Source organism: Photobacterium marinum (assembly GCF_000331515.1).
GTDB classification, from domain to species: Bacteria; Pseudomonadota; Gammaproteobacteria; order Enterobacterales; family Vibrionaceae; genus Photobacterium; species Photobacterium marinum.
The window spans coordinates 300,267-324,100 of the sequence record NZ_AMZO01000002.1; the positions used below are offsets into that span (position 1 = coordinate 300,267).

18 protein-coding genes are annotated in these 23,834 nt (G+C 48.0%); 14 read left to right on the top strand and 4 right to left on the bottom strand.

The features are described 5' to 3' along the window. Positions 1-5 precede the first annotated feature (5 nt). Positions 6-515: a DUF2062 domain-containing protein gene (locus tag C942_RS02695; RefSeq protein WP_007462137.1), complete on the bottom strand. Its 510-nt coding sequence runs from the start codon at positions 513-515 to the stop codon at positions 6-8. 32 nt (positions 516-547) lie between these two features. Between C942_RS02695 and C942_RS02700 the strand changes: the two genes are divergently transcribed. The 5 genes from C942_RS02700 (at position 548) to kdsB (ending at position 6,670) form a co-directional block, all read left to right on the top strand. Beyond that, the gene (locus C942_RS02700) at positions 548-2,866 is read left to right on the top strand and encodes a DNA internalization-related competence protein ComEC/Rec2 (RefSeq protein WP_007462139.1); all 2,319 of its coding nucleotides are present in this window, start codon (positions 548-550) and stop codon (positions 2,864-2,866) included. A gap of 111 nt (positions 2,867-2,977) precedes the next feature. After that, on the top strand, positions 2,978-4,735 hold the full coding sequence (msbA, locus tag C942_RS02705) for a lipid A ABC transporter ATP-binding protein/permease MsbA (RefSeq protein ID WP_036798409.1): 1,758 nt from the start codon (positions 2,978-2,980) through the stop codon (positions 4,733-4,735). 12 nt (positions 4,736-4,747) lie between these two features. Then, entirely contained in the window at positions 4,748-5,764 is a 1,017-nt protein-coding gene (gene lpxK / locus C942_RS02710; RefSeq protein ID WP_007462143.1) for a tetraacyldisaccharide 4'-kinase, read from the top strand. Next, the gene (locus tag C942_RS02715) at positions 5,745-5,924 is read left to right on the top strand and encodes a Trm112 family protein (RefSeq protein ID WP_007462146.1); all 180 of its coding nucleotides are present in this window, start codon (positions 5,745-5,747) and stop codon (positions 5,922-5,924) included. The genes lpxK and C942_RS02715 overlap by 20 nt, the downstream gene beginning before the upstream one ends. Beyond that, complete coding sequence (kdsB, locus tag C942_RS02720; protein WP_007462148.1) at positions 5,924-6,670, top strand: 3-deoxy-manno-octulosonate cytidylyltransferase; 747 nt, start codon at positions 5,924-5,926, stop codon at positions 6,668-6,670. Before C942_RS02715 ends, kdsB begins: the two co-directional genes overlap by 1 nt. 141 nt (positions 6,671-6,811) lie before the next feature. Here kdsB and C942_RS02725 read toward each other — a convergent pair whose 3' ends face one another. Beyond that, positions 6,812-8,203 (bottom strand): L-cystine transporter, encoded by a 1,392-nt coding sequence (locus C942_RS02725; RefSeq protein WP_007462150.1) that lies wholly within the window; start codon positions 8,201-8,203, stop codon positions 6,812-6,814. 343 nt (positions 8,204-8,546) lie between these two features. Continuing rightward, entirely contained in the window at positions 8,547-9,401 is an 855-nt protein-coding gene (elyC, locus tag C942_RS02730) for an envelope biogenesis factor ElyC (protein WP_007462151.1), read from the bottom strand. Between the two features lie 120 nt (positions 9,402-9,521). Here elyC and cmoM point away from each other — a divergent pair, with 120 nt between their 5' ends. The 9 genes from cmoM to torA all read left to right on the top strand — a co-directional run bounded on the left by cmoM (position 9,522) and on the right by torA (position 23,490). Then, complete coding sequence (cmoM, locus tag C942_RS02735; protein WP_007462153.1) at positions 9,522-10,358, top strand: tRNA uridine 5-oxyacetic acid(34) methyltransferase CmoM; 837 nt, start codon at positions 9,522-9,524, stop codon at positions 10,356-10,358. Then, positions 10,355-11,677 carry a chromosome partition protein MukF gene (mukF, locus tag C942_RS02740; protein WP_007462156.1) on the top strand — a complete coding sequence of 441 codons (1,323 nt, stop codon included), beginning with the start codon at positions 10,355-10,357 and terminating at the stop codon, positions 11,675-11,677. The genes cmoM and mukF overlap by 4 nt, the downstream gene beginning before the upstream one ends. Next, the gene (gene mukE / locus C942_RS02745; protein ID WP_007462159.1) at positions 11,658-12,395 is read left to right on the top strand and encodes a chromosome partition protein MukE; all 738 of its coding nucleotides are present in this window, start codon (positions 11,658-11,660) and stop codon (positions 12,393-12,395) included. Before mukF ends, mukE begins: the two co-directional genes overlap by 20 nt. Then, positions 12,395-16,855: a chromosome partition protein MukB gene (mukB, locus tag C942_RS02750; RefSeq protein ID WP_007462162.1), complete on the top strand. Its 4,461-nt coding sequence runs from the start codon at positions 12,395-12,397 to the stop codon at positions 16,853-16,855. The genes mukE and mukB overlap by 1 nt, the downstream gene beginning before the upstream one ends. Before the next feature lie 295 nt (positions 16,856-17,150). Next, positions 17,151-18,158, top strand: coding sequence for a hypothetical protein (locus C942_RS02755; protein ID WP_007462164.1), 1,008 nt, complete (start codon positions 17,151-17,153; stop codon positions 18,156-18,158). A gap of 310 nt (positions 18,159-18,468) precedes the next feature. Beyond that, positions 18,469-19,257, top strand: a complete 789-nt coding sequence (locus C942_RS02760; RefSeq protein WP_036798412.1) for a tetratricopeptide repeat protein — start codon at positions 18,469-18,471, stop codon at positions 19,255-19,257. A 338-nt stretch (positions 19,258-19,595) separates the two neighbouring features. Beyond that, on the top strand, positions 19,596-19,769 hold the full coding sequence (locus tag C942_RS02765) for a periplasmic nitrate reductase, NapE protein (RefSeq protein ID WP_007462166.1): 174 nt from the start codon (positions 19,596-19,598) through the stop codon (positions 19,767-19,769). 37 nt (positions 19,770-19,806) lie between these two features. Beyond that, positions 19,807-20,991, top strand: coding sequence for a pentaheme c-type cytochrome TorC (torC, locus tag C942_RS02770; protein WP_036798506.1), 1,185 nt, complete (start codon positions 19,807-19,809; stop codon positions 20,989-20,991). Between the two features lie 21 nt (positions 20,992-21,012). Continuing rightward, complete coding sequence (torA, locus tag C942_RS02775; RefSeq protein ID WP_007462169.1) at positions 21,013-23,490, top strand: trimethylamine-N-oxide reductase TorA; 2,478 nt, start codon at positions 21,013-21,015, stop codon at positions 23,488-23,490. An 85-nt stretch (positions 23,491-23,575) separates the two neighbouring features. On the opposite strand, the gene C942_RS02780 is transcribed toward torA, so the two are convergent. Next, the gene (locus C942_RS02780) at positions 23,576-23,791 is read right to left on the bottom strand and encodes a hypothetical protein (RefSeq protein ID WP_036798415.1); all 216 of its coding nucleotides are present in this window, start codon (positions 23,789-23,791) and stop codon (positions 23,576-23,578) included. Positions 23,792-23,834: the final 43 nt, after the last annotated feature.

A 23,834-nucleotide genomic window follows, 5' to 3' on the forward strand; every position in this document is an offset into this window, starting at 1 on the left:
CCTGTTTAGCGGAATTTTCTTTTGTTCCAGCTTCTTACTACTGAGTATCGCCAGAGCCCGCGAATACCGAAGTAACCAACCAGGCCACAAGTTACCGCACATACTGCACAGCCAAGAAGGAAAGGAGGACCGATTTGGCTCATCTGATGCAGCAAAAACTCCCAGGAAAGTTCAAAGTGAAAAGGTTGGTGGGGAGTATGCATCAGCCAGGCCCCGATTTTATAGGCGCCGTAAAACAGTACCGGCATGGTTACCGGGTTACTCACCCATACCAGACAAACCGACAAAGGCAGGTTAACGCTGAACAAAATAGCAAGGCCTGCTGCCATAATCATCTGGCTGGGCAATGGAACAAATGCCATAAAAAGGCCCACTGCGAACGCGCCCGAAGCCGAACGGCGGTTAAGGCACCACAGGTTGGGGTTATAAAGCACGTTGCCGAAAATCTTCAGCGCTTTCTGGCGCTTGATGACTTCATGACTGGGCAGGAAGCGTTTAATTACATGTCTTGGCATTGTTGTTTCTTTTATGTAATGGCATGGCGACAATGAACAGAGCCGCAGCCAGTATTGCATTAGGGATCTTATCGCTTCATTTCTGGCAGTTTATTCCAGATTATATTTGGTTCATTACAGCCTTAATGATAGGTGGTGTAGTTTCGTATTTTTTCCGTTTCAACGTCTTGATCTGGGTCGTCTTAGGAACCCTTGTGGCGAAGATTGGAGCAAGCTGTTACACCCATGCTGTTCAGGCTATACCAAATGAGCGCGGAAATATTACCATAGTTGGTAAAGTTAGCAGCCTATTAAATGCTGACATTCCAACGACTTCTTTTAATTTTAATGTGTTGTCAATTGAACACAGTTCTTCTTCGAGCAGCCTTCCTATTAAAGTACGCCTTGAATGGTCCGATGCTACTGTCATGAAACAGGGTGAAACATGGCAATTAAGTGTAAGGTTGAGACGTCCGTATGGCAGGGTTAATCAGGCGGGATTTGATGCTGAGCAGTACTATGTCGGTAACGGAATTCATGGCAAAGGCGTTGTGATATCCGGATTCAGGCTGAATGATAGATCACAGCCGTCTTTCCGGCAGAAGATATTTGATCAGGCGGTTCAGTTAACTGGTGGATTGCAGTATCAGTCTTATCTATTAGCTTTAGGATTTGGTTATCGCGACGGGTTAGGTAACCAAGACTGGCTTCGACTTCGTGACAGCGGGCTTGCCCACCTAATGGCGATATCCGGACTGCATATAGGACTTGCCTTATTGTGCGGCTGGTGGCTGGGATGCGTATTCCGTGGAACGATGCCGGAATGGCGAATCATAAATTGGTTACCGTTATGGATCGGTTTGTTGTTCACTTTGGGGTATGTCTGGTTGGCGGGATTCAGTTTACCGACCCTGCGAGCGCTGTTGATGAGCGCAATAGTGATGGGGCTATTACGAATAAAGGTGCTATGGCCCGGCTGGCAAATTTGGTTGTTAGCACTGGTAATTTGTCTATGTATTGATCCGTTGGCTTCTTATTCGGCCGGTTTTTGGTTGTCATTTTCAGCTGTCTTCATTCTTTATTTCGCCAGTGCTAGCGGTATGCGTGTTAATCACCTATATAGCCTCTCTTTTAGTCAGATGTGGCTGGCCAGACTGCTTTTGCTGATGCAAGTGCAGTTAGTGCTGTTACTGCTGATGTTGCCTTTGCAGTGGCAATGGTTCGGTGGGATCTCGTTATTGGCCCCGTTGATTAATTTCTTTGCTGTTCCTTTGGTTAGTATTTTGACTGTTCCCTTCGTTCTAGCGGCAATAGTCGGATCAGGGCTGTCATCTGTTTCTGTTTTCTTCTGGACTTTGGCGGATTATTCCCTCACACCAGTCATGTCATTAGCTGAACAGGCCTCGGGAGCGTGGTGGAGTATTTCGTCAACGTTGGGAACTTTTCTTTTAGGCGCAACCGGATGTTTGGTCTTGCTGTGGTTTTTGCCATTGCGCCGTTTCTGTGCTTTGCACTTTGTTTTGATACTCACAGTGGTGTGCTGGCAAGGATGGCCGGGTTCGGGGCATAAGAAGCCTGTCGGTGAAGAGGGCTGGCAGCTGGAAATGCTAGATGTTGGTCATGGTCTTGCCGTAATAATTCGGCGTAACGGGACTGCCGTACTTTACGATACAGGTAACCGCTGGCAACAGGGCAGCATTGCCACAGCGGTAATTGAACCGGTTTTGTTAAGCTATGGTATTACTCGGCTTGATGGTTTGATTCTCAGTCATGCCGATAGCGATCATGCCGGAGGTACTCAGGATATCATTGAAAGAATGCGCCCGGAATGGAAGCGAAGCAGTGACCGTCGTGACGGTTTTTTGCCCTGTATCAGAGGTGAGCGCTGGCAATGGCAGCAACTTGATTTTCGTGTGTTATGGCCGCCGAGACTGGTTTCGCGAGCAGCTAATCCGCATTCTTGTGTTATCGAAGTCAGTGACAGGCTTATCAATCCGGCAGCTCCAACGCTCGCATTGCTTACCGGCGATATTGATGCCATTTCTGAACTACTGCTGGCTCAGTTGGAGCCTGAACTCAATCCCGATATTTTATTTGTTCCTCACCATGGCAGCCGAACATCGTCTACAGCGACCTGGCTTAAAGGGATGTCTCCTCGCTATGCCTTAGTGTCTGTTGCGCGCTATAACCCTTGGCATTTGCCGTCACCGGATATTCGTCAGCGCTACCTTGATAAGCAGGCGATATGGCTGGCAACGTCAGAAACTGGGCAGGTTAGGATTGATGTTAAACCGGGAAAGCTGGAGGTGTTACGGTATCGTCAGGATATAAAAAACAGTTGGTACAGAGAGCTGTTCAGTCAGAAAAATTGAGAAATTGCTTAATTATTAGGCTGCTCGAAAAATCGATGCCGTAACTTATTTGGTGCATCGGCACTATGCGAGTAGAATGTGCAAAATTGTCTTTCAGAAAAACTGGTTTCCATGACACAACCTACAGATCAATCCACTTGGGAAACGTTTAAACGATTGTGGCCTTCAATCAGCTTGTATAAAGCAGGCCTTGGCGTTGCAGTGGTGGCACTAGTCATTAACGCCGCTAGTGACGCACTCATGCTGTCGATGATTAAGCCATTGATGGATGAAAGTTTCGGGGGATTGGATGCGCTTGAGTCCAATTTCTTGGCAATGATGCCAATTTACTTGCTTATCCTGATGATCGTACGCGGTATAAGTAGCTTTGTATCTGCTTACTGCCTGTCTTGGGTATCTGGTAATGTTGTAATGACATTGCGTCGCCAGATGTTCAATCACTTCATGAAAATGCCGGTCAGCTTCTTCGATAAAGAATCCTCAGGTAAGTTGCTGTCTCGCATCACCTATGATTCAGAGCAGGTTGCATCAGCAACCAGTGGTGCGTTGGTTAGCCTTGTTCGTGAAGGTGCCAGCATTATTGCTCTGATGGCCATTATGTTTTGGAACAGCTGGCAGCTGTCTGCAATTTTGCTGATCATTGCGCCTGTTGTTGCGGTTTCCATTCGTGTTGTATCGAAGCGTTTTCGTAAAATCTCGAAAAACATGCAAGATGCCATGGGGTCTGTTACTTCTTCCGCAGAGCAAATGCTAAAAGGCCATAAGGTAGTTCTGAGCTATGGTGGCCAGCGTGTTGAGAAAGAGCGTTTTGACCAGGTGAGTAACAGTATGCGCCAGCAGACGATGAAGCTGGTATCTGCTCAGGCTATTGCTAACCCTGTGATTCAGGTTATTGCTTCACTGGCGCTGGTTGTGGTGTTGGTGTTGGCGAATACCGACACACTGCGTAACGAGTTGACACCGGGGACTTTTGCTTTGATTTTCGGCTCTATGTTCGGTTTGATGCGCCCGCTTAAAGCGCTAACCAGCGTAACATCTCAGTTCCAGCGTGGTATGGCTGCCTGTCAGACTCTATTTGGCCTGATGGAGCTGGAAACGGAAAAAGATCACGGTACTCTTGTCGTTGAGCGTGTTCGTGGTGATGTTGAGGTGAAAGATGTAACCTTCACTTATCCGACGAAAGATGCACCTGCGTTGCGTAATGTCAACCTGTCACTGCCGGCAGGTAAAACCTTTGCTTTGGTAGGGCGTTCAGGATCCGGTAAGAGTACCATCGCCAGCCTGCTAACCCGTTTCTATGACATTGATTCTGGCCAAATCACTATTGATGGCCATGAACTCTATGACTATAAGTTGTCGAGTTTGCGTGAGCAGGTGGCTGTTGTGTCTCAGAACGTCCATCTGTTTAACGATACGATTGCCAATAATATTGCGTATGCGAGTGGTGAAAAATACAGTCGTGCTGAAATTGAAAAGGCGGCAGAGCTTGCTTATGCAATGGACTTTATCGAGAACATGGAACATGGTCTTGATACCATGATCGGTGAAAATGGTGTCAGCTTGTCCGGTGGTCAGCGACAGCGTATTGCTATCGCCCGAGCCCTGCTGCGGGATGCGCCAATCCTGATTCTGGATGAGGCAACATCTGCATTGGATACGGAATCTGAACGTGCGATTCAGTCGGCGTTGGATGAACTGCAAAAAGATCGTACTGTGTTGGTGATTGCTCACCGTTTGTCGACAATTGAAAACGCAGATCAGATTTTGGTTGTTGATGAAGGTGAAATCATCGAGCGTGGTACTCACTCTGATCTGTTGGCTCTTGACGGTGCTTACGCACAGCTGCATCGTATTCAGTTCGGCGAATAAGATTGGTGAATGATGGCTTCGCTTATTGAAAAAATCTGGTTTGAGCGTCATCCGGCTGGGGTGGTGTTGAATCCTGTTTTGTGGCCGCTGAGCAAGCTGTTTGGTTTGATCAGCCGTAGTCGTCGTCAGCAATATCAGAGCGGTAAGAAAACAGCTTATCGAGCACCGGTTCCGGTTGTTGTTGTCGGAAATATTACGGCTGGCGGTAATGGTAAGACCCCAGTTGTGGTCTGGCTGGTAGAGCAGTTGCAGGTAAAAGGGCTTAAACCGGGGGTGGTATCCCGTGGTTATGGGGGCAAGGCACCTTACTACCCTTTCCCTGTAAATGACGATACCTCCACTGCTGAAGCTGGTGATGAGCCAGTGCTGATCCGCCGACGAACTGGTGCACCGGTTGCAGTATCACCGAAACGGGCTGAAGCCGTAAAGCTGCTTTTAGAGCAGGATGTTGATGTCATCATCACCGACGATGGCTTGCAACATTACGCGTTGGAGCGCGATATTGAAATCGTGGTCATTGACGGCCAGCGCCGTTTTGGTAACCAACAGCTTATTCCAATGGGGCCGCTTCGTGAATCCTGTGATCGTTTGTTAGACGTGGATTTTCTGATCTGTAACGGTGGCGAGGCTCAAAAGGGCGAAGCCCGAATGCAGCTTCAGCCGTCACCGCTTATTAATTTGGTTACCGGAGAACGAAAAGCGGCCTCTGAACTAAAAGATGTGGTCGCGATGGCAGGCATCGGTCATCCGCCTCGCTTTTTCAACACTCTTAAATCGTTGGGAGTTACCCCTGTGGTCTGTCAGCCGTTTGCTGATCATCAGGCATTCTCCGAGCAAGAACTAAAACAATTGGCCCTTAAAGGGCAGAATTTAGTAATGACAGAGAAAGATGCGGTGAAATGCCACACTTTCGCTCAGTCTGACTGGTGGTATCTGCCGGTTGATGCCGCGTTACCACAACCTGAAGCTGAAGCCATTATTAATCGGATTATTGAGGTAAAGGAAGAATATGGATCATCGTCTGCTTGAAATCGTGGCTTGCCCGGTTTGTAAAGGTAAGCTGAACTACGATAAAGACAAAGGTGAACTGGTGTGCAAATTTGACCGTTTGGCTTATCCGATCAAGGATGGCATTCCGGTTTTGCTTGAACCAGAAGCACGCACACTAAGTTGTGACGAGGTGAAATAATGTCATTTACGGTTATCATCCCTGCACGCTACCAGTCTTCGCGTCTGCCGGGTAAACCTTTGGCGGATATCGGCGGAAAGCCGATGATTCAATGGGTTTATGAGCAGGCGAGTAAAGCCGGTGCTGAACAGGTGATTGTAGCGACTGATGACCAGCGTATTGCTGATGCGGTGAAGAGCTTTGGTGGTGAAGTCTGCATGACCCGTGATGACCATGAGTCGGGCACAGAGCGTCTGGCTGAAGTGGTTGAAAAGTACCAGTTAGCAGACGATCAGATCGTGGTTAACGTTCAGGGTGACGAGCCGTTGATCCCTGATACAATTATTCGTCAGGTTGCCGATAACCTGGCTCACAATGATGCGCCAATGGCGACACTGGCGGTTGAAATTGATCACGCTGATGAAGTGTTTAACCCCAATGCCGTAAAAGTTGTTACCGACAAAAACGGTTATGCCTTGTACTTCAGTCGTGCATCAATTCCTTGGGATCGTGATAACTTTGCCAAGCGACCTCAGGAAATTCATCATAACCTGATGCGCCATATAGGTATTTATGCTTATCGTGCCGGTTTTATTAATACCTATATTAATTGGGAACCGAGTGCGCTGGAGAAAATCGAAGCGCTGGAGCAGCTACGTGTACTTTGGTATGGCGAGAAAATTCATGTTGAAGTTGCGATTGATGCACCGCCTGCCGGTGTTGATACGCCGGAAGACCTGGAAAAAGTTCGCGAACTTATCGGCTAAGCTAAGTTTCGGATATTAAATTCATAAAGGGGCTGATAGCGATATCAGCCCCTTTGTTAGTTAAAAGCTTTATGAGTCAACTAAAAAGCCACCATGATGATTTGGTGGCTTTTCGTTTCTATAACTGCCTGCTGATGTTGGTTATGCGTTGGCGTTTTTGCTTTCGACATCCTGCTCAGAGTCAAAGATACCTTTATCAGCTTCGCCTAGCAGACGGGAAGTGATAGTACCGGCTGTCATTGCGCCGCTGACATTAATCGCTGTACGACCCATATCAATCAATGGCTCGATAGAAATCAGCAAACCAGCAAGTGCAACAGGCATATCCAGTGCCGACAGAACAATCAGGGCTGCGAAGGTTGCACCGCCACCGACGCCAGCGATACCGAATGAGCTGATAGTAACGACAGCAATCAGTGTCGCCATGAAGCCCGGATCTAGAGAGTTAATGCCGACGGTCGGCGCAATCATTACTGCAAGCATTGCCGGATACAAACCAGCACAACCATTTTGTCCCATGGTCGCACCAAAGGAAGCAGAGAAGTTGGATACACCTTCACTGTTACCCAGTTTTTTCACCTGAGTTTCGATATTCAGCGGAATTGTTCCTGCACTCGAGCGTGAGGTGAACGCAAATGTCAGTACCGGCAGGATCTTGTTCAGGTAGCGCAACGGGTTCACACCAACGAATGCTACTAATACCAGATGCATCAGCAGGATTAAGCCAAGGCCTACATAAGAAGCGACAACAAAGTTAATCAGATCAAGGATGTCGTCATAATTGGAACCTGCCACTACTTTAGTCATCAGAGCCAGTACACCATAAGGTGTTAGGCCCAGTACCATGCGTACCAAGGTACGGACGACTTCCTGGGCAACAGTTATGAATTTCTCGAAACTCTGGCCAAGCTCAGGTTGAGTGCGGATAACAGTCAGGCCTGCCACACCGATAAATGCGGAGAAGATGACTACAGCAATAGTGGATGTCGGACGACTGCCAGCCAGATCAGCAAACGGGTTACCAGGGAAGAAAGAGATGATCATGTCGGCGAAAGAAAGGCTTTCAACACTGACAAGGCGAGTCTCCAGTACTTCACCACGGGCGATTTCACGGGCACCCTGAACGATGCCGTCTGCAGACAGGGCAAACAGGTTACTGATTAGAATACCAATCAGAGCTGAAGCCGCAGTTGTGGCCAGCAGGATGCCAATGCTCAGACCGGAAATTTTACCCAATGAACCGGAGCCCTTCACTTTAATTATGGCGCCTATGATCGAAACGGTAATAAGCGGCATTATGATCATTTTCAGCAGGCTGACATAACCTGCACCAACAACGTTGACGTATTCCAAGGTGTCAGCAATTGCCTTGCTTCCGCCACCATAGAAAAATTGCAGCCCAGCACCAAAGATGACACCTAATCCAAGACTGGTAAAGACTCTTTTGGACAGTGTGAGTTCTGCTTTTTGTTGTTTGAATAGAAAACCTATAAGAAGGGTGAATAGCGCGAGATTTATTATTAGATACATCATGTTGAGCAACCGATAACTGTATGTTTTGTAGCCAGAAAAATCCGTTTTTGACGTGTTTGGTTATGAGTAGCTGATAATAAAGTCAGACAAATGGAATGGAAATGGTTTTCACTCCCGACAACTATACGAAAATCGAACATGATAAAACGATTAAGAATAAGGCTTGAGGATTGTTCATTGCGATGATGTTTTACTCAGCCTTTAAGTGCTTAGAGTATAGGTGGCAGATGGTTTGCGGGTTGGAATGGTTGTCGAATGCGTTTCTGAATGGTGGGATTATAAACAGGTGAGGTGACAGGCCGAGCGGTTGTCGGCCAGCCAGACAGATAAATTGAAGAGAGTTTTAAACCGGGTTACTCACCTTTTGCTGATTGAGCTCAAGCGATATCTGATTGTTAGTGCCAGATGTTGCAGGCTCTTCAGTTACCGGTTCTGAGCCTGCAAGAGCATCACGCAGTAGTTGCCACCAACGACCAAGTGTTTCATACCAGTAGCGTTCAGTTTGCTCTAGGTACTGAGCCTTAGGGCTGTAGCGGGCCCATGGCTGCTTGATTTTATTGCTCGCCAGGAAGTTGGTTGGAGCAGGCAACGGAGCCAGACCTGCCTGATCGAATTCATACAACGCACGGGTCATATGACTTGCAGAGGTAACCAGAACCATTTTTTGTTTGCCGACAACAGAAGCTGCCTGAAATGCCTCTTCCCAGGTATCTTTTGCCGTCTCCAGTAACAGGATATTATTTTTGTTTACACCCAGAGCCAGTGCGACTTTAGCCATCATTCTTGCGTGACTAACACCTGTTCCGCCATCATAGCCGGAAAGGATTAATCTGGATTCAGGGTACATTCGCTGGATTCGTATCCCTTCGGAAAGACGCATCAAAGATGTACGTGAAAGTTCTGATGTCATAGGCATCGCATGATCAATTACATGGCCGCTACCCAACACCATTACATACTGAATAGCTTCACCGCTAGGTACAAATGGCTCGTTTTCACGTTCTATTGGTCTCAGCAAGCTGGTCGCAATTGGCTGGAACGACACGAGGAAAATACCCAGCAGAGAAAAGGTAATGAAAGTGGAGGCCAGTCCCTTTCTACGTGTGAACCAGAGGATCAGCAAGCCGATGAACCCTAAAATGAGCAGAGCCGGCAAGGGCATCAGTAATGCAGAAACTATTTTTTTTAATTCAAACATGCAATGTAGTCCGAAAAATCATCAATTGAGCTCGAAAAAGCACCACAAGCCTTTATTCCTATAACGCTTGTGAGAAAATAAGCCACATTTTTTCAACCGCTATCATAACGTAAAGCTGACGTGATCGAAGATCGAAATTTTGACGACCTGGCGCAAAAATTTGCGAAAAACATATATGGCACGGCAAAAGGCCAGATCAGGCAGACTGTTGTCTGGCAGGATCTGGAGCAGGTACTTGCTATGCTGGAACAGGCAAAGCCGTTGCATATTCTGGACGCTGGCGGCGGTTTAGGCCAGTTGTCGCAAAAGATTGCAGAGCTGGGGCACAATGTCACATTATGTGATCTCTCTGGCGAAATGCTGAAATTGGCTGAGCAGGAAATTGCCAAAAATGGCCTTCTTGAGCAATATCGTCTGGTTCATAGCCCAGTCCAGCAGGTTGGTGAACACTTAGATGGCTCTGTTGATTTGGTACTGTTCCATGCGGTAATGGAATGGTTGTCAGATCCGAAAGATGCGCTTGAGCGTTTGCTAGAGCAGGTAAAACCAGGCGGTATTATTTCGGTCATGTTCTATAACTACAATGGCTTGCTATTTAAGAACTTGATTTGCGGGAATTTGACTCACATTGAGCAGGGCATGCCGCATCGTAAGCGCTTCAAGCTCCAACCGCAGAAAGGCATAAAGCCTGAAGACGTATATAGCTGGTTAACTGATGCAGGATTTAACATCCTCGGTAAAACCGGGGTTCGTACCTTCCATGATTACATGCAAAGCAACATGGTAGGGGATTATACATTTGAACAAGTTCTTGAGATGGAGCAGAAGCTTTGTCGTCAGGAACCGTATTTGTCCTTAGGGCGTTATATTCACGTATACGCTCAAAAGCCGCTGGCGTCTGATGATAAGAGTGGTAAAGAGACAGACATTGATAACAGCAATAAGGACAACGGATGAGTGATGTTTCCCAGACCGTTCCCGAGTTGGTCAGTTGGGTTAAGCAACATGAGTTTTCGCTTAACCTGCCAACGGAGCGGCTGGCGTTCTTGTTGGCGATTGCTGTACTGAGCGGCGATCGCTTTGATGAAGAATTAGGGGAAGGCGAGCTGGTTGATGCGTTTCGCATTGTCAGCGATATGTTTGACCAGTCGCAGGAAACGCTGGCTTTTCGTGCCAATAACGCGATTAACGAGTTGGTTCGCCAACGTTTGATTACCCGCTTTACCAGTGAGGTAACAGATGGCGCCAGTATCTATCGACTCAGCCCGCTAGCGCTGGGTATTACCGATTATTATGCCCGTCACCGTGAATACTCATCGCTTAAGCTGTCAATTCAGCTGGCGATGGTAGCCGATGAAATTAATAAGGCTGCTGAAGCGGCGAAAGAAGACGGTGATGAGAGGCACTGGCGTCAGCAGGTATACGCGGTACTGAAATACTCAGTTGCCGAAATTTTTGATCGTATTGACCTCAACCAGCGCACTATGGATGAGCAGCAACAGCAGGTGAAGCAAGATATTGCTGAGCTGCTGAACCAGGACTGGCGAGCTGCAATCACTAATTGTGAAAGTCTGCTTAACGAAACCTCCAGCACGCTGCGTGAACTGCAGGATACGCTACAGGCGGCTGGTGATCAGTTGCAGAGTCAGCTACTGACAATCCAGGAAGAAATTCAGGGCAATCCTGATCTGGATTTTGTCGATGCGATGATATTTATCCTCCAGGCGAAACTAGACCGCATCATCAACTGGGGCCAGCAGGCGATTGACCTGTGGATCGGTTATGACCGCCACGTTCATAAGTTTATCCGTACTGCGATCGATATGGATAAGAACCGGGCATTCAGCCAGCGTCTGCGCCAGTCGGTTGCCGACTATTTCGACGACCCGTGGCTCCTGACTTACGCTGATGCCGAGCGTCTGCTCGACATGCGTGATGAGGCTCTGGTTCTGCGTGACGATGAAGTCACCGGTATCGTACCGGAGGAGATGGAATTTGAAGAGCTCAGCCTGGTGAACGACCAGCTGGCTGACCAAGTTGCAGTAATGCTGCAGGCCCACAAAGCAACGGGCGCTGCAATTAACCTGAGTATGCTTCTTAAAGATTATCTGGCTCAGCATCCACATGCGCAACACTTTGATTTGTCGCGTATTGTGATTGATCAGGCTGTCAGACTCGGTTACTCCGAGGCCGATTTCAGTGCGATTCAGCCTGATTGGGAAGCAATTAATGACTACGGAGCCAAGGTACAAGCTAATGTCATCGATAAATATTGAAGAATTTATGCCTGAAAAGCTGGCCAAGGCGATTGCCAACCCGCTTTTCCCGGCACTGGATAATGCGCTGCGTTCTGGCCGTCATATCGCCAGCGAAGATTTGGATAATCACGCATTGCTGATTGAGTTCGAACTGGAACTGGCAATGTTCTACAAGCGCTACAACGCTGAACTTGTACGTGCGCCGGAAGGTTTTTTCTACCTGCGCCCGCGTTCAACCTCCCTGATTAACCGTTCAGTACTGGCCGAACTGGATATGCTGGTCGGTAAAGTATTGTGTTTCCTTTACCTGAGCCCGGAACGTCTTGCTCACGAAGGGATTTTTACCAACCAGGAACTGTTTGAAGAGCTGGTGGCTCTGGCGGACGAGAAAAAACTGCTGAAGTTGGTGACTAACCGTGCCAGCGGTTCAGATCTTGACCGTGAAAAACTGTACGACAAGGTAAAAACATCCCTGCGTCGTCTGCGCCGTATCGGCATGATTATCCCGGTTGGCGAAAACGGTAAATTCCGCATCAGCGAGGCGGTATTCCGCTTCGGTGCTGACGTGCGTGCTGGTGATGATGTGCGTGAAGCACAGCTGCGTCTGATCCGTGATGGTGAAGCCGTTGTTGTTCACCAGCAGGAGCCAAGTCAGTCAAGCCTGCTTGACGAGCAAGAAAATGCTGAAGAATCAGCAACAGAAACAGATTATGCCGGACAGGAGGGTGAAGCCTGATGGAACGCGGTAAGTATCAATCGCTCACAATGGTCAACTGGAACGGCTTCTTTGCCCGTACTTTTGACATCGACAACCTAGTCACTACTCTGTCTGGTGGTAACGGTGCCGGTAAATCTACCACTATGGCAGCGTTTATTACCGCACTGATCCCGGATCAGAGCTTGCTGCACTTCCGTAATACCACAGAGGCCGGCAGTTCAAACGCATCCCGCGATAAAGGTCTGCACGGTAAGCTGAAACCGGGTACCTGTTACTCGGCGCTGGATGTGGTGAACTCTAAAAATCAGCGCGTTATTTTTGCCGTTAAGCTACAACAGGTTGCTGGCCGTGATAAGAAGGTGGATATCAAACCATTTATTATCCAAGGCCTGCCTGCGGACGTGAAGCCGACTGAAGTGCTGGTGGAGTCACTGTCTGATAATCAGGCACGTGTTCGCCAGATCAACGAAGTTAAAGAGATCGTTTCTCAGTACGAAGGCGTTCAGTTCAAGGCATTCAACTCAGTTACTGATTACCACGTTCAGATGTTTGAATTTGGTGTGCTGCCGAAGAAACTGCGTAACAGTACCGACCGTTCTAAGTTCTATCGTTTGATCGAAGCATCACTCTACGGTGGTATTTCCAGCGCCATCACCCGCTCACTACGTGACTATCTTCTGCCGCACAATACCGGTGTTAAGAAGGCTTTCCAGGATATGGAAGCGGCATTGCGCGAAAACCGCATGACACTGGAAGCAATTAAGCTGACTCAGAGCGATCGTGACCTGTTCAAGCACTTGATCACAGAAGCGACTAACTATGTAGCAGCAGATTACATGCGCCATGCGAATGAACGTCGCAACAAGCTTGAGAAAACTCTGAGCTTGCGTGGTGAGATGATGGGGTCGCGCAAGTCGCTTGAAGATAACCAGACGTCGCTGAAAAACATGTCGGTAGAGCTGGATGAATTGACCGAGCGCGAGAGTGCGCTGGAGCAGGATCATCAGGCGGCATCGGATCACCTGCAACTGGTTCAGACGGCTGTGCGTCAGCAGGAAAAGATCGAACGTTACCGTGAAGATCTTGAAGAGCTGACTGAGCGTCTGGAAGAGCAGGTTATGGTGGTTGAAGAAGCCGCTGAACAACTTGCAATGGCAGAAGAGCAGGCTCTGCTAAGCGAAGAAGAAGTAGATAGCCTGAAGACTCAGCTTGCCGATTACCAGCAGGCGCTGGATATGCAGCAGACTCGTGCTCTGCAATATCAGCAGGCTGTTCAGGCGCTGGAAAAAGCCCGCGAGCTTTCCGGTGACCATCAGCTGCTAGCCGATCAGGCGGTTCCTTATCTTGCTCAACTGAAGCAGGAGCAGGATGTTCAGACAACAGCGCTGCTTGCACTGAAACACAAACTGGACATGTCTTCGGCGGCTGCGAAGCAGTTCGAAAAAGGTCTTCAGATCGTAACTACGATTGCCGGTGCCGTTGATCGTGCAACAGCCGGTGAGAAAGCTCGTGAGCTGATTGCCCATGCACGCCAGTTGCGTAGCGTGACAGAACGTAGTGAGCAGCTGAAAGCACAATACCGCGACTTGGAGCGCAGTGTGCGCAACCAACGCCAGGCAACCGAACTGGCAGAAGCCTACAGCAAGCGATTTGCGACGGCTATCGACAGTGAACTGGCGCTGGCTGAAGAGCAGGCTCGCCATGAAGCGACTTTGGAAAATCTGGAACAGCAACAGGAAGTACTGGTTGAACAGCGCAGTGAGTTGCGTCGTCAGGAACAGCAGTTGTCAGCACAGATTTCATCGCTGGAAGCACAGGCTCCGGCTTGGATTGCTGCTTCAGAAGCACTGGAAAAACTGGCAGAACAATCTGAGCGCGAGCTGGCTGACAGTCAAGATGTAATGAGCGCGATGCAGGCAACGCTGGATAAAGAGCGTGAAGCATCAGCGGCTCGTGATCAGCTGGCAGCCCGCAAGCAGCAACTTGAATTAGATATCGAGCGTCTGGCACAGCCGGGCGGTAGTGATGATTCTCGTCTTCGTTCACTGGCAGATACCCTTGGCGGTAGCCTGCTTTCTGAAATTTACGATGACATCACGATTGCTGATGCGCCGTATTTCAGTGCAATGTACGGCCCTGCTCGTCATGCGATTGTGGTACCGGATCTGAAAGGTATCAAAGAAAAGCTGGTCGCGCTGGATGACTGTCCTGATGACCTGTATATCATTGAAGGTGATGCTGATTCGTTTGACGACAGTGGTTTTGATGTTGATGAACTGGAAGATGCTGTTTGCGTTCATCTGAACGATCGCCAGTTACGTTACTCTCGTTTCCCGAAAGTTCCGCTGTTTGGTCGTGCTGCGCGTGAGCAACGTTTGGAGCAACTGCGTGAAGAGCGAGAGCAGGTAGTAGAAGATCACGCGAAAGCATCGTTTGATTCGCAGAAGCTACAGCGTCTGTATCAGAGCTTTAACAGCTTTGTGGCTACTCACATGGTCGTTGCTTTCAATGAAGATCCGGAAGCGGCACTGAAGGTAGCCCGTGACAAGCGTAACCAGGTTTCCCGCAGCATGTCTGAATCAGACAGCCAGGAACAACAGCAGCGTAGCCAGTTGACAGCTGCGCGTGAAGGTCTGTCTCTGCTGGGTAAACTGAACCCACTTGTTAACCTGTTGGAAGACGACACGCTTCAGGCTCGTTTTGAAGAAGTTGAACAACAGCTGGCTCAATTGGATGAAGCGCGTCACTACCTGGATCGCCACGGTAAAGCCATCACTGAACTGGAAGGTTTGGTTTCTACGTTGGACGCCGACCCCGAACAGTTTGAAGCTTTGCAGGCTGAATACGAAAAAGCTGACCAGACGTTGCAGGCACTTAAGACCAAGATTTTTGTAATAGCTGATCTGGTTGAGCGTCGTCACCACTTTAGTTACGCCGATTCGGTCGAGCTCCTGAACAAGAGTTCAGAGTTGAACGAACAGCTGAAAGCAAAATTGGTTGCCGCTGAGCGTGAGCGTGGTCGTGGTCGTGAAGCACTGAAACAAGCTCGTGCTCAGTCTAACCAATACAACCAGCTGCTGGCGTCTCTGAAGAGTTCACATCAGGCGAAACTGGAAACGGTTCAGGAATTTGAACGTGAACTTCAGGAGCTGGGTGTTCGTGCTGATGTTGAAGCTGAAGAGCGTGCCCGTCTGCGTCGTGATGAGCTGAATGAACGTCTGCACAGCTCCCGTACCCGTCGTAGCCAGCTTGAAAAATCGATCACGTCGATTGAGTTGGAAATGAAGGGCACAGTGAAGCGCCTGCGTAAACTTGTTAAGGATTACCATGAAATCCGCAAGCTGGTGGTAACCGCGAAAGCGGGCTGGTGTGCTGTTCTGCGTCTGGCTCGTGAAAGTGATGTTGAGCGCCGCCTGCACCGCCGTGAAATGGCTTACATGTCTGCTGATGAACTGCGTTCACTGTCAGATAAATCACTGGGCGCGCTGCGTCTGGCTGTAGCTGATAACGAAGAACTTCGTGATGCACTGCGTGCATCGGAAGATGTATCTCGTCCAGAGCGTAAAGTTCTGTTCTACATCGCTGTGTACCAGCATCTGCGTGAACGTATCCGTCAGGATATTATCCGCACAGATGATCCGGTAGAAGCGATTGAAGAAATGGAAGTTGAGCTGGCTCGACTGAGTGAAGAACTGACCGCGCGCGAACAGCGTCTGGCTATCAGCTCAGACTCGGTTGCCAACATTATTCGCAAGACTATCCAGCGTGAGCAGAACCGTATCCGTATGCTGAACCAAGGGTTGCAGAATATTGGTTTCGGCCAGGTTAAAGGTGTGCGTCTAAATGTGAAGGTGCGTGATACCCACGAATCACTGTTGAGTGGTCTGGCAGAGCAGCAGGACCAGCATCAGGATCTGTTCGGTAACCACCGTCTGTCGTTCTCTGAAGCGATTGCCAAGTTGTTCCAGCGTTTGAACCCGCATATTGATATGGGTCAGCGTTCACCACAGGTACTGGGTGAAGAGCTGCTTGATTACCGTAATTACCTTGAGCTGAGCATTGAAGTTAATCGTGGTACCGACGGCTGGTTGCAGGCAGAATCCGGTGCACTGTCTACCGGTGAAGCGATTGGTACTGGTCAGGCGATTTTGCTAATGGTTGTTCAGAGCTGGGAAGAAGAAGCTCGTCGCCTGCGCGGTAAAGATATCATTCCTTGTCGCTTGTTGTTCCTTGATGAGGCAGCCCGTTTGGATGCCAAGTCGATTGCGACGCTGTTCGAGCTCTGTGAACGTCTGGATATGCAGTTGCTGATAGCGGCTCCTGAAAATATCAGTCCTGAAAAAGGTACGACCTATAAGCTGGTGCGTAAGATCTTTAAAGATCGTGAACACGTTCATGTGGTTGGTCTGCGTGGTTTTGGTAATGAGCCTAAATCACAGCCGGGAGTGCCGGAAATGTTGGAGTTAGACCTCGCTTAGGCATTTGAAAGCTTGAAAAAAATTAACCGAAAAGGCCGGATAAATCCGGCCTTTTTTATGTGATTTTTTTGTCTTTTTTCAATGATTTCAGTGCTTTTCATGATGCTAAATGTCTTGTTTGTAAGATCCCTTTCTCATTACTTAATAACGCTGGTGATAAATTTTTTGTCCCGCTAATTACTCCTAAAATTTCAAATGTTGGATAAGGCCATAAAGAATAAATAACCGAACTGAGCAGTAGCCGGCAGATTGGTTTGGGAACGGCCGATACACACATTGTCGTAGGGGTGAAGACATGAAAAAAATAATGTTAGCAATTCTCACCACGGTTGTGGTGGCTGGTTGTGGTTCCGATGACGGTCCTGGTCCTAGTTTGGGATCTGTAGGCGATCCAAATGCAGATGCTGGTTCAGGTTCTGGCTCTGCACCAATTTCAGTTGATGTTTCCAAGCCACCAACTGAAGTGCCATCAGATGGTGATGAGCTGCAGGCCTGTGTTGCAATCAATTCTGTTAAATTGACAGACCTTTCCGGTCATATTGTCGAATTGACAACAAAGAGTATGAATAATCCGGAGGAACTCAGTTCACCACAATGTATTCCTGCTGATTCTGATATACCTGTAGATAGTGATGGTTATCCTCAATTTATTGTGATCGATCTCTATGATGTCGCCGGTATTGATTTGGTTAATCTGATTGCTGAACAATTGGTACCTGTTGGTGAGTATGTCAGTATGAGCTTGTCTGTACTTCAGGGAAGTTATGGTGATTTCTTAGATACGCCATATTCTTATGTCGGAAGTTTGGTCGATAAGAAGAAGATGGAGATTGTTGAGGACCTTAAATTTGAAGGCCTTAACATCAATATTGATGCGCCTAAGACTTTCACAATGACATTTGATATCAGAAGTATGATTCAGATGGTTGAGAATGTTTACTATCTGAAAAGTAAAGGCTTGAAACTTATTGATAATGCATTGTCCGGAAGTATCTGGGGGGATGTTGATCCATCTTCTTGCCCGATTATGGATAATGCCTATGTATATATGTATGAGTCTGACAGTGAGCAATATGGTGATTTAGGCTCGGATCATGAACCTATGATGACGGCTAAGGTAACCGAAAATAATACTTATTCAATGCCTCATGTACCTGAAGGTGAGTACGATGTCATCCTTGTTTGTGAAGGGCTACTGGATCTGCCGAACCTGATTGATCTGGATATCGATCTTGATGGTGATGCGCCTAAATATACCAATCAGTACCTCAGTCATGATGAGGATAAATACCTGTCAATGTAGCTTTCAATGGTTTTCCCGGGGGCCGATGGCGCTTCCGGGAACCAAAATCCGGCAGTATATTCTGTTCTGATTCAGTTTCGATTAAGGGTTACCTGTTACTATTTGTACACGTATAACAGGATCCATCTCTCATTATCAACATAAGGCGATCTTTTCGCTCCTTTCGTTAACTTTCTGATGCCATTCAGAAACCCCATAAAATGTCAGCATTACTATGCAGCAATGCCTGTATTGTATTGATTGTTTTTTAATCAGTGCTTATATAAATTTCTAATCAACACGACGAAGCCTGATTGAAAGAGAGTTTGATATGCCTGCAGTAATGACCCTTAAAAAAGTTGTTTTTGGCGCAATGTTTGGCCTTGCTGTAATTGGCTACGGTGCTTCAGCACATGCCTCTGTAACGACCTCGCCGGAGAATCACCTGCTATCAACACTGAACTATGTTGAACTGGAAGCAGAGCAGGGTGACAAGAACATGCAGTTGTTTCTGGGACGAGCTTACCTGGAAGGAACAAATGGCCTGAGAGCAGATCCGATGAAAGGACTGTACTGGCTGGAAAAGGCATCGGTTGATATGCCAGAAGTAAAAACCATGATTGGTGACCTGTATAAGCTGGGGGAATTACTTCCACGCGATTATGACCTGGCAATCCACTGGTATACAGAAGGTGCAAAAGCGGGCGATGTATCTGCAATGATTGAGCTGGGTGCTTATTATGCATCAGGTGCGACTGGCTCAGTGGATTGTGAAAATGCGATTAAATGGTTCAATGAAGCATCAAACGGTGGTTCGCTGGATTCAAAACGTAACCTGGTATGGCTGTATGCAACATGTGAAGACTCACGTCTTCGTGACGGTCAGCGAGCACTGAAACTGGCGAAGCAGGTTCTGCACCGTCAGGGCACCGGGGATGCGGGCGATTATGACAACCTGGCAGCAGCTTACGCAGCATGCGGACAGTTCCGCCAGGCAATTGAAGCACAGGAAGTAGCGATTGAAAAACTGGAGGAGAATAACACTCAACGATATGCCAAGTTTGAAAACCGACTAAAGATGTACCAGCGTAACCAGACTGTTTACATGGCTTCGCTGTAATCCACTAATCAACAAACACAATATCTATGTCAAAGGCCTGCCATTGCGGTAGGCCTTTTCGTTATATTCAAAACCCTGTGCGACTCTATCATTTGTATTAATTGGTAGAATAGATTGCTTGCTCCTAAAACAGGAAAAAGGTTGCTTCAGAATGATCTCGGAAAGCACTACCTTCTGTTTAAAATCGCTTTCTGAAAATCACGTTTTTCTTTGCTGACCACATTCGAAGATATGTGCCTGTCATCGTTAACTATACTTTCATCATTCTCTTCTACTTACTAAGTATTAAATGGTGCTGGTAAGTGGTGGAAGTAATAACAACGAATAAGGTGAGAGCAATGAATAAGTCAGATCCTGTTGATAATCAAGACAGAGCTAAACGCGAGTGGCAATTGTTTCTCTTCATTATCATTTTTCTTTTCCCCATCCTCTCTGTGGCCTTTGTTGGTGGCTACGGTTTCCTTGTTTGGGCAATGCAGGTTTTTTTCATCGGTCCTCCCGGCCATGGATAAGTTGTCCCTGTCATTCATTAGATAAAAGGAAAGTTTGATTATGAATCTGCTAAAGAAACTGTGGGCGACCTTATGGCGTCCGGCAGTCCATATTAGCCTTGGGGTACTGACCCTCGGCGGTTTTATTGCCGGTATTATGTTCTGGGGGGGCTTTAACACCGCCCTTGAAATTACCAATACCGAAAAGTTCTGCATCGGCTGTCATGAGATGCGTGACAATGTATACGAAGAATTACAGGGAACGGTTCACTGGACCAATCATTCCGGTGTCAGGGCAACCTGTCCCGATTGCCATGTTCCTCATAATTGGACCGATAAAATCGCCCGTAAGATGCAGGCCAGTAAGGAAGTGTTCGGGGCAATTTTTGGCACCATCAATACTCGCGAAAAATTTCTTGATAAGCGGTTGGAACTGGCCAGCCATGAATGGAAACGTTTTGCTGCAAATGGCTCTTTGGAGTGTAAGAACTGTCATAACTACGACAGTATGAATTGGGATCTGATGTCGGATTTGGCTCGCACCCAGATGAAGCAGGCGGCTGAGCGTGATCAAAGTTGCCTTGATTGCCACAAAGGTATCGCTCATGAGCTACCGGGAGATATGGATACATCCGGCGGTATGGTGTCCGAGTTGGTTCAGAAGGCCAACAACACCAGTTTCAGCGAGGGTGAAAACTACTTCAGTGTTCGCTACCTGCCTATGTATGAAGATGAAGCACTGACTAAAGACGGTGGTCAGCTCAATCCAGCTTCTGAAATTACAGTGGTACAGGTTAAAGATAACGCGATTCAGATTGAGATAGCTGGCTGGCGTAAAACTAAAGGTTTTGGCCGGGTGATTAACGAAGATTTCGGCCTGAACATTCCAACAGCGGCGCTGAGTAAAGAGGTCGCGCTAAATGATGCCTTGGTAGAAAAATTCGAAGAGAAAGAAGATGATCTGACCGGTCTTGGTTGGCAGCGGGTTACCGTTAAGCTCTGGATGGCAAAAGAGTCGCTGATGGATGATGTTGAAGATATCTGGGCAGCGGCAGGTCCGGCTTATAAGACCAACTGTAGTGTCTGTCATACCCAACCGGCAGAAGACCATTTTGATGCCAATACCTGGCCGGGTATGTTCAACGGTATGTCAGCTTTCGTGAATCTGGATTCCGACAGTGAAGCGTTGGTGCTGAAGTACCTGCAAAAACACTCATCAGATTTTTCTGAAGGCAGTCATTAAGGTGCAAATGAGGGAATAACTATGTCATTAAGTCGACGTAAATTCTTAAAAGGCCTCGCAACGACCTCTGCTGCGTCTGTGATTGGCCCGAGTTTATTAATGCAGGTTGCAAAAGCGGCGGAAGAAGGCTCGCCTTATTCCGCTGACGGAGTATGGAAGGTTTCTGGCTCTCACTGGGGCGCATTTCGTGCCCGGATATATAACGGTAAAGTGGTCGAAATCAAGCCACTGGAGCGAGATAAATACCCGACGGATATGATAAAAGGGATAAAAGGGATTATCTACAATCCGTCCCGTGTTCGTTACCCGGTTGTACGCCTGAATTGGTTGAAGAAACATAAATTCAGCGGTGATACCCGGGGCAACAACCGCTTTGTCCGGGTCACCTGGGATGAAGCCTTGGATCTGTTTTATCAGGAGTTGGAGCGGATCCAGAAAGATTATGGCCCCTGGGCTCTGCATGCCGGGATGACCGGATGGAGGGCAACTGGCCAGTTCCACAGCTGTACCAGCCATATGCAGCGAGCCGTAGGGATGCACGGGAATTTTATGACCAAGGTCGGGGATTATTCAACCGGTGCCGGTCAGACAATTCTGCCTTACGTTCTCGGTTCAACGGAAGTGTATGCTCAGGGGACGTCCTGGCCGGATATTTTATCCAACAGTAAGACGATCATCCTGTGGGCCAATGATCCGATGAAGAATACCCAGGTTGGTTGGCAGTGCGAGACACATGATTCTTATGCCTACTATGAGCAGTTGAAAGATAAAATTGCCAAAGGCCAGATCAAAGTGATCTCTGTCGATCCGGTGCGGTCGAAAACTCAGAATTACCTTGGTTGTGAGCAGCTGTACGTGAACCCACAAACCGATGTGCCATTCATGCTGGCTATCGCACATACTCTCTACAAAGAAGAACTCTATGCCAAGAAGTTCCTTGAAACTTATGCCCTTGGCTTCGATGAGTTTGTACCTTACTTGTTAGGGAAAACCAAAGATAAAGTCGAAAAAACACCGGAATGGGCAGAGCCGATTTGTGGAGTGAAGGCAGATCAGATTCGTGAGTTTGCCCGTCTGCTGGCCGCGGACAGAACGCAGCTTATATTTGGCTGGGCGATCCAGCGGCAACAGCACGGTGAACAGCCTTATTGGATGGGCGCGGTTCTGGCAGCGATGCTGGGTCAGATTGGTTTGCCGGGGGGCGGGATTTCTTATGCTCACCACTACAGTGGAGTGGGGATTCCGTCTACAGGAGCCGCTGGTCCGGGGGGCTTTCCTCGTAATGTGGACGAGGGTAAAAAGCCGAAGTGGGATAACAATGACTTCAAAGGCTACAGCAAGACAATTCCGGTAGCCCGTTGGGTTGATGCTATCTTAGAGCCCGGTAAGGAAATCAATTATAACGGCAGTAAAGTGAAGCTTCCTGATACCAAGATGCTGGTGGTCAGCGGATGTAATCCGTGGCACCACCATCAGGATCGCAACAGGATGAAGAAAGCATTCCAAAAACTACAGACTGTTGTCACTATTGATTTTGCCTGGACAGCGACCTGCCGTTTTTCAGATATTGTTCTGCCTGCCTGTACTCAGTTCGAACGTAATGATATCGACTTGTACGGAGCATATTCAGCATCTGGCATTCTGGCTATGCATAAGCTGGTGGATCCGCTTTATCAGTCCAAAACAGACTTCGAAATATTTACTGAGCTTTGTCGTCGCTTTGGTCGCCATAAAGAATTTACCCGTGGCATGGATGAAATGGAATGGGTGCGGATGCTGTACAAAGATTGCCGCGATGCCAATAAAGCTAACTTCGAAATGCCGGAGTTCGATCAGTTTTGGGCTGACGGTGTGATTGATTTCGGCGAAGGTAAGAGCTTTGTTCGCCATGCCGATTTCAGGCTGGATCCGGAAATTAATCCATTGGGTACACCTTCCGGCTTTATTGAAATCTTCAGCCGTAAGATTGACCGCTTTGGCTATGAACACTGTCAGGGGCACCCGATGTGGTTCGAAAAAGCCGAGCGCTCCCATGGCGGGCCTATGTCAGATAAATACCCGCTCTGGCTGCAATCCTGTCACCCGGATCAGCGCCTGCATTCACAAATGTGTGAGTCGGAAGAGTATCGGGCGACTTATAGTGTGCAGGGCCGAGAGCCGATTTATATCAGTCCGGAAGATGCCAAGAAGCGGGGGATCAAGGATGGCGATATAGTCAGGGTCTTCAATGATCGGGGGCAGTTGCTGGCCGGTGCCAGAGTTTCTGATAATTATCCGTCCGGTGTTGTACGAATTCATGAGGGAGCCTGGTATGGGCCGATGAATGAAAAGGTTGGTTCACTTGATACTTACGGTGATCCTAATACCTTGACTATGGATGTTGGCTCTTCAGAGCTGGCACAGGCAACCAGTGCTAATACCGTGGTGGTGGAAATCGAAAAATTCCGTGGAGAAGTGCCGCCGGTGACCTCATTCGGCGGGCCGATTTACGAAAGCTGAGTTGCATGTAAATGGATGCCTGCAGAAATGAAATAAGGTGGAGCCCAAGGTTCCACCTTATTAGTTTTTGTCTTATTGTTTCTGGTTACCTGCGCCTTTTATCCGGTTTTTGTTTACCGGTGAATATCAGAATCCGATCCCACTGGCGGCGGAAGAATTCATCGATAGCTTCGATGGCTTTCTCAACCAATTCCTGCCAGTCAAAAGGTTGTCCTCGTTGGTGGTCTTGCTTTTGGCCACATTGGAGGCGGTCAGAATCACGGTGATGTCGCCGGATGAAGAGGAGAATATGGCGAATCATATTGTGCCTCCGTCTTCTGAAATTTTCGTTTCTCCAACAATAA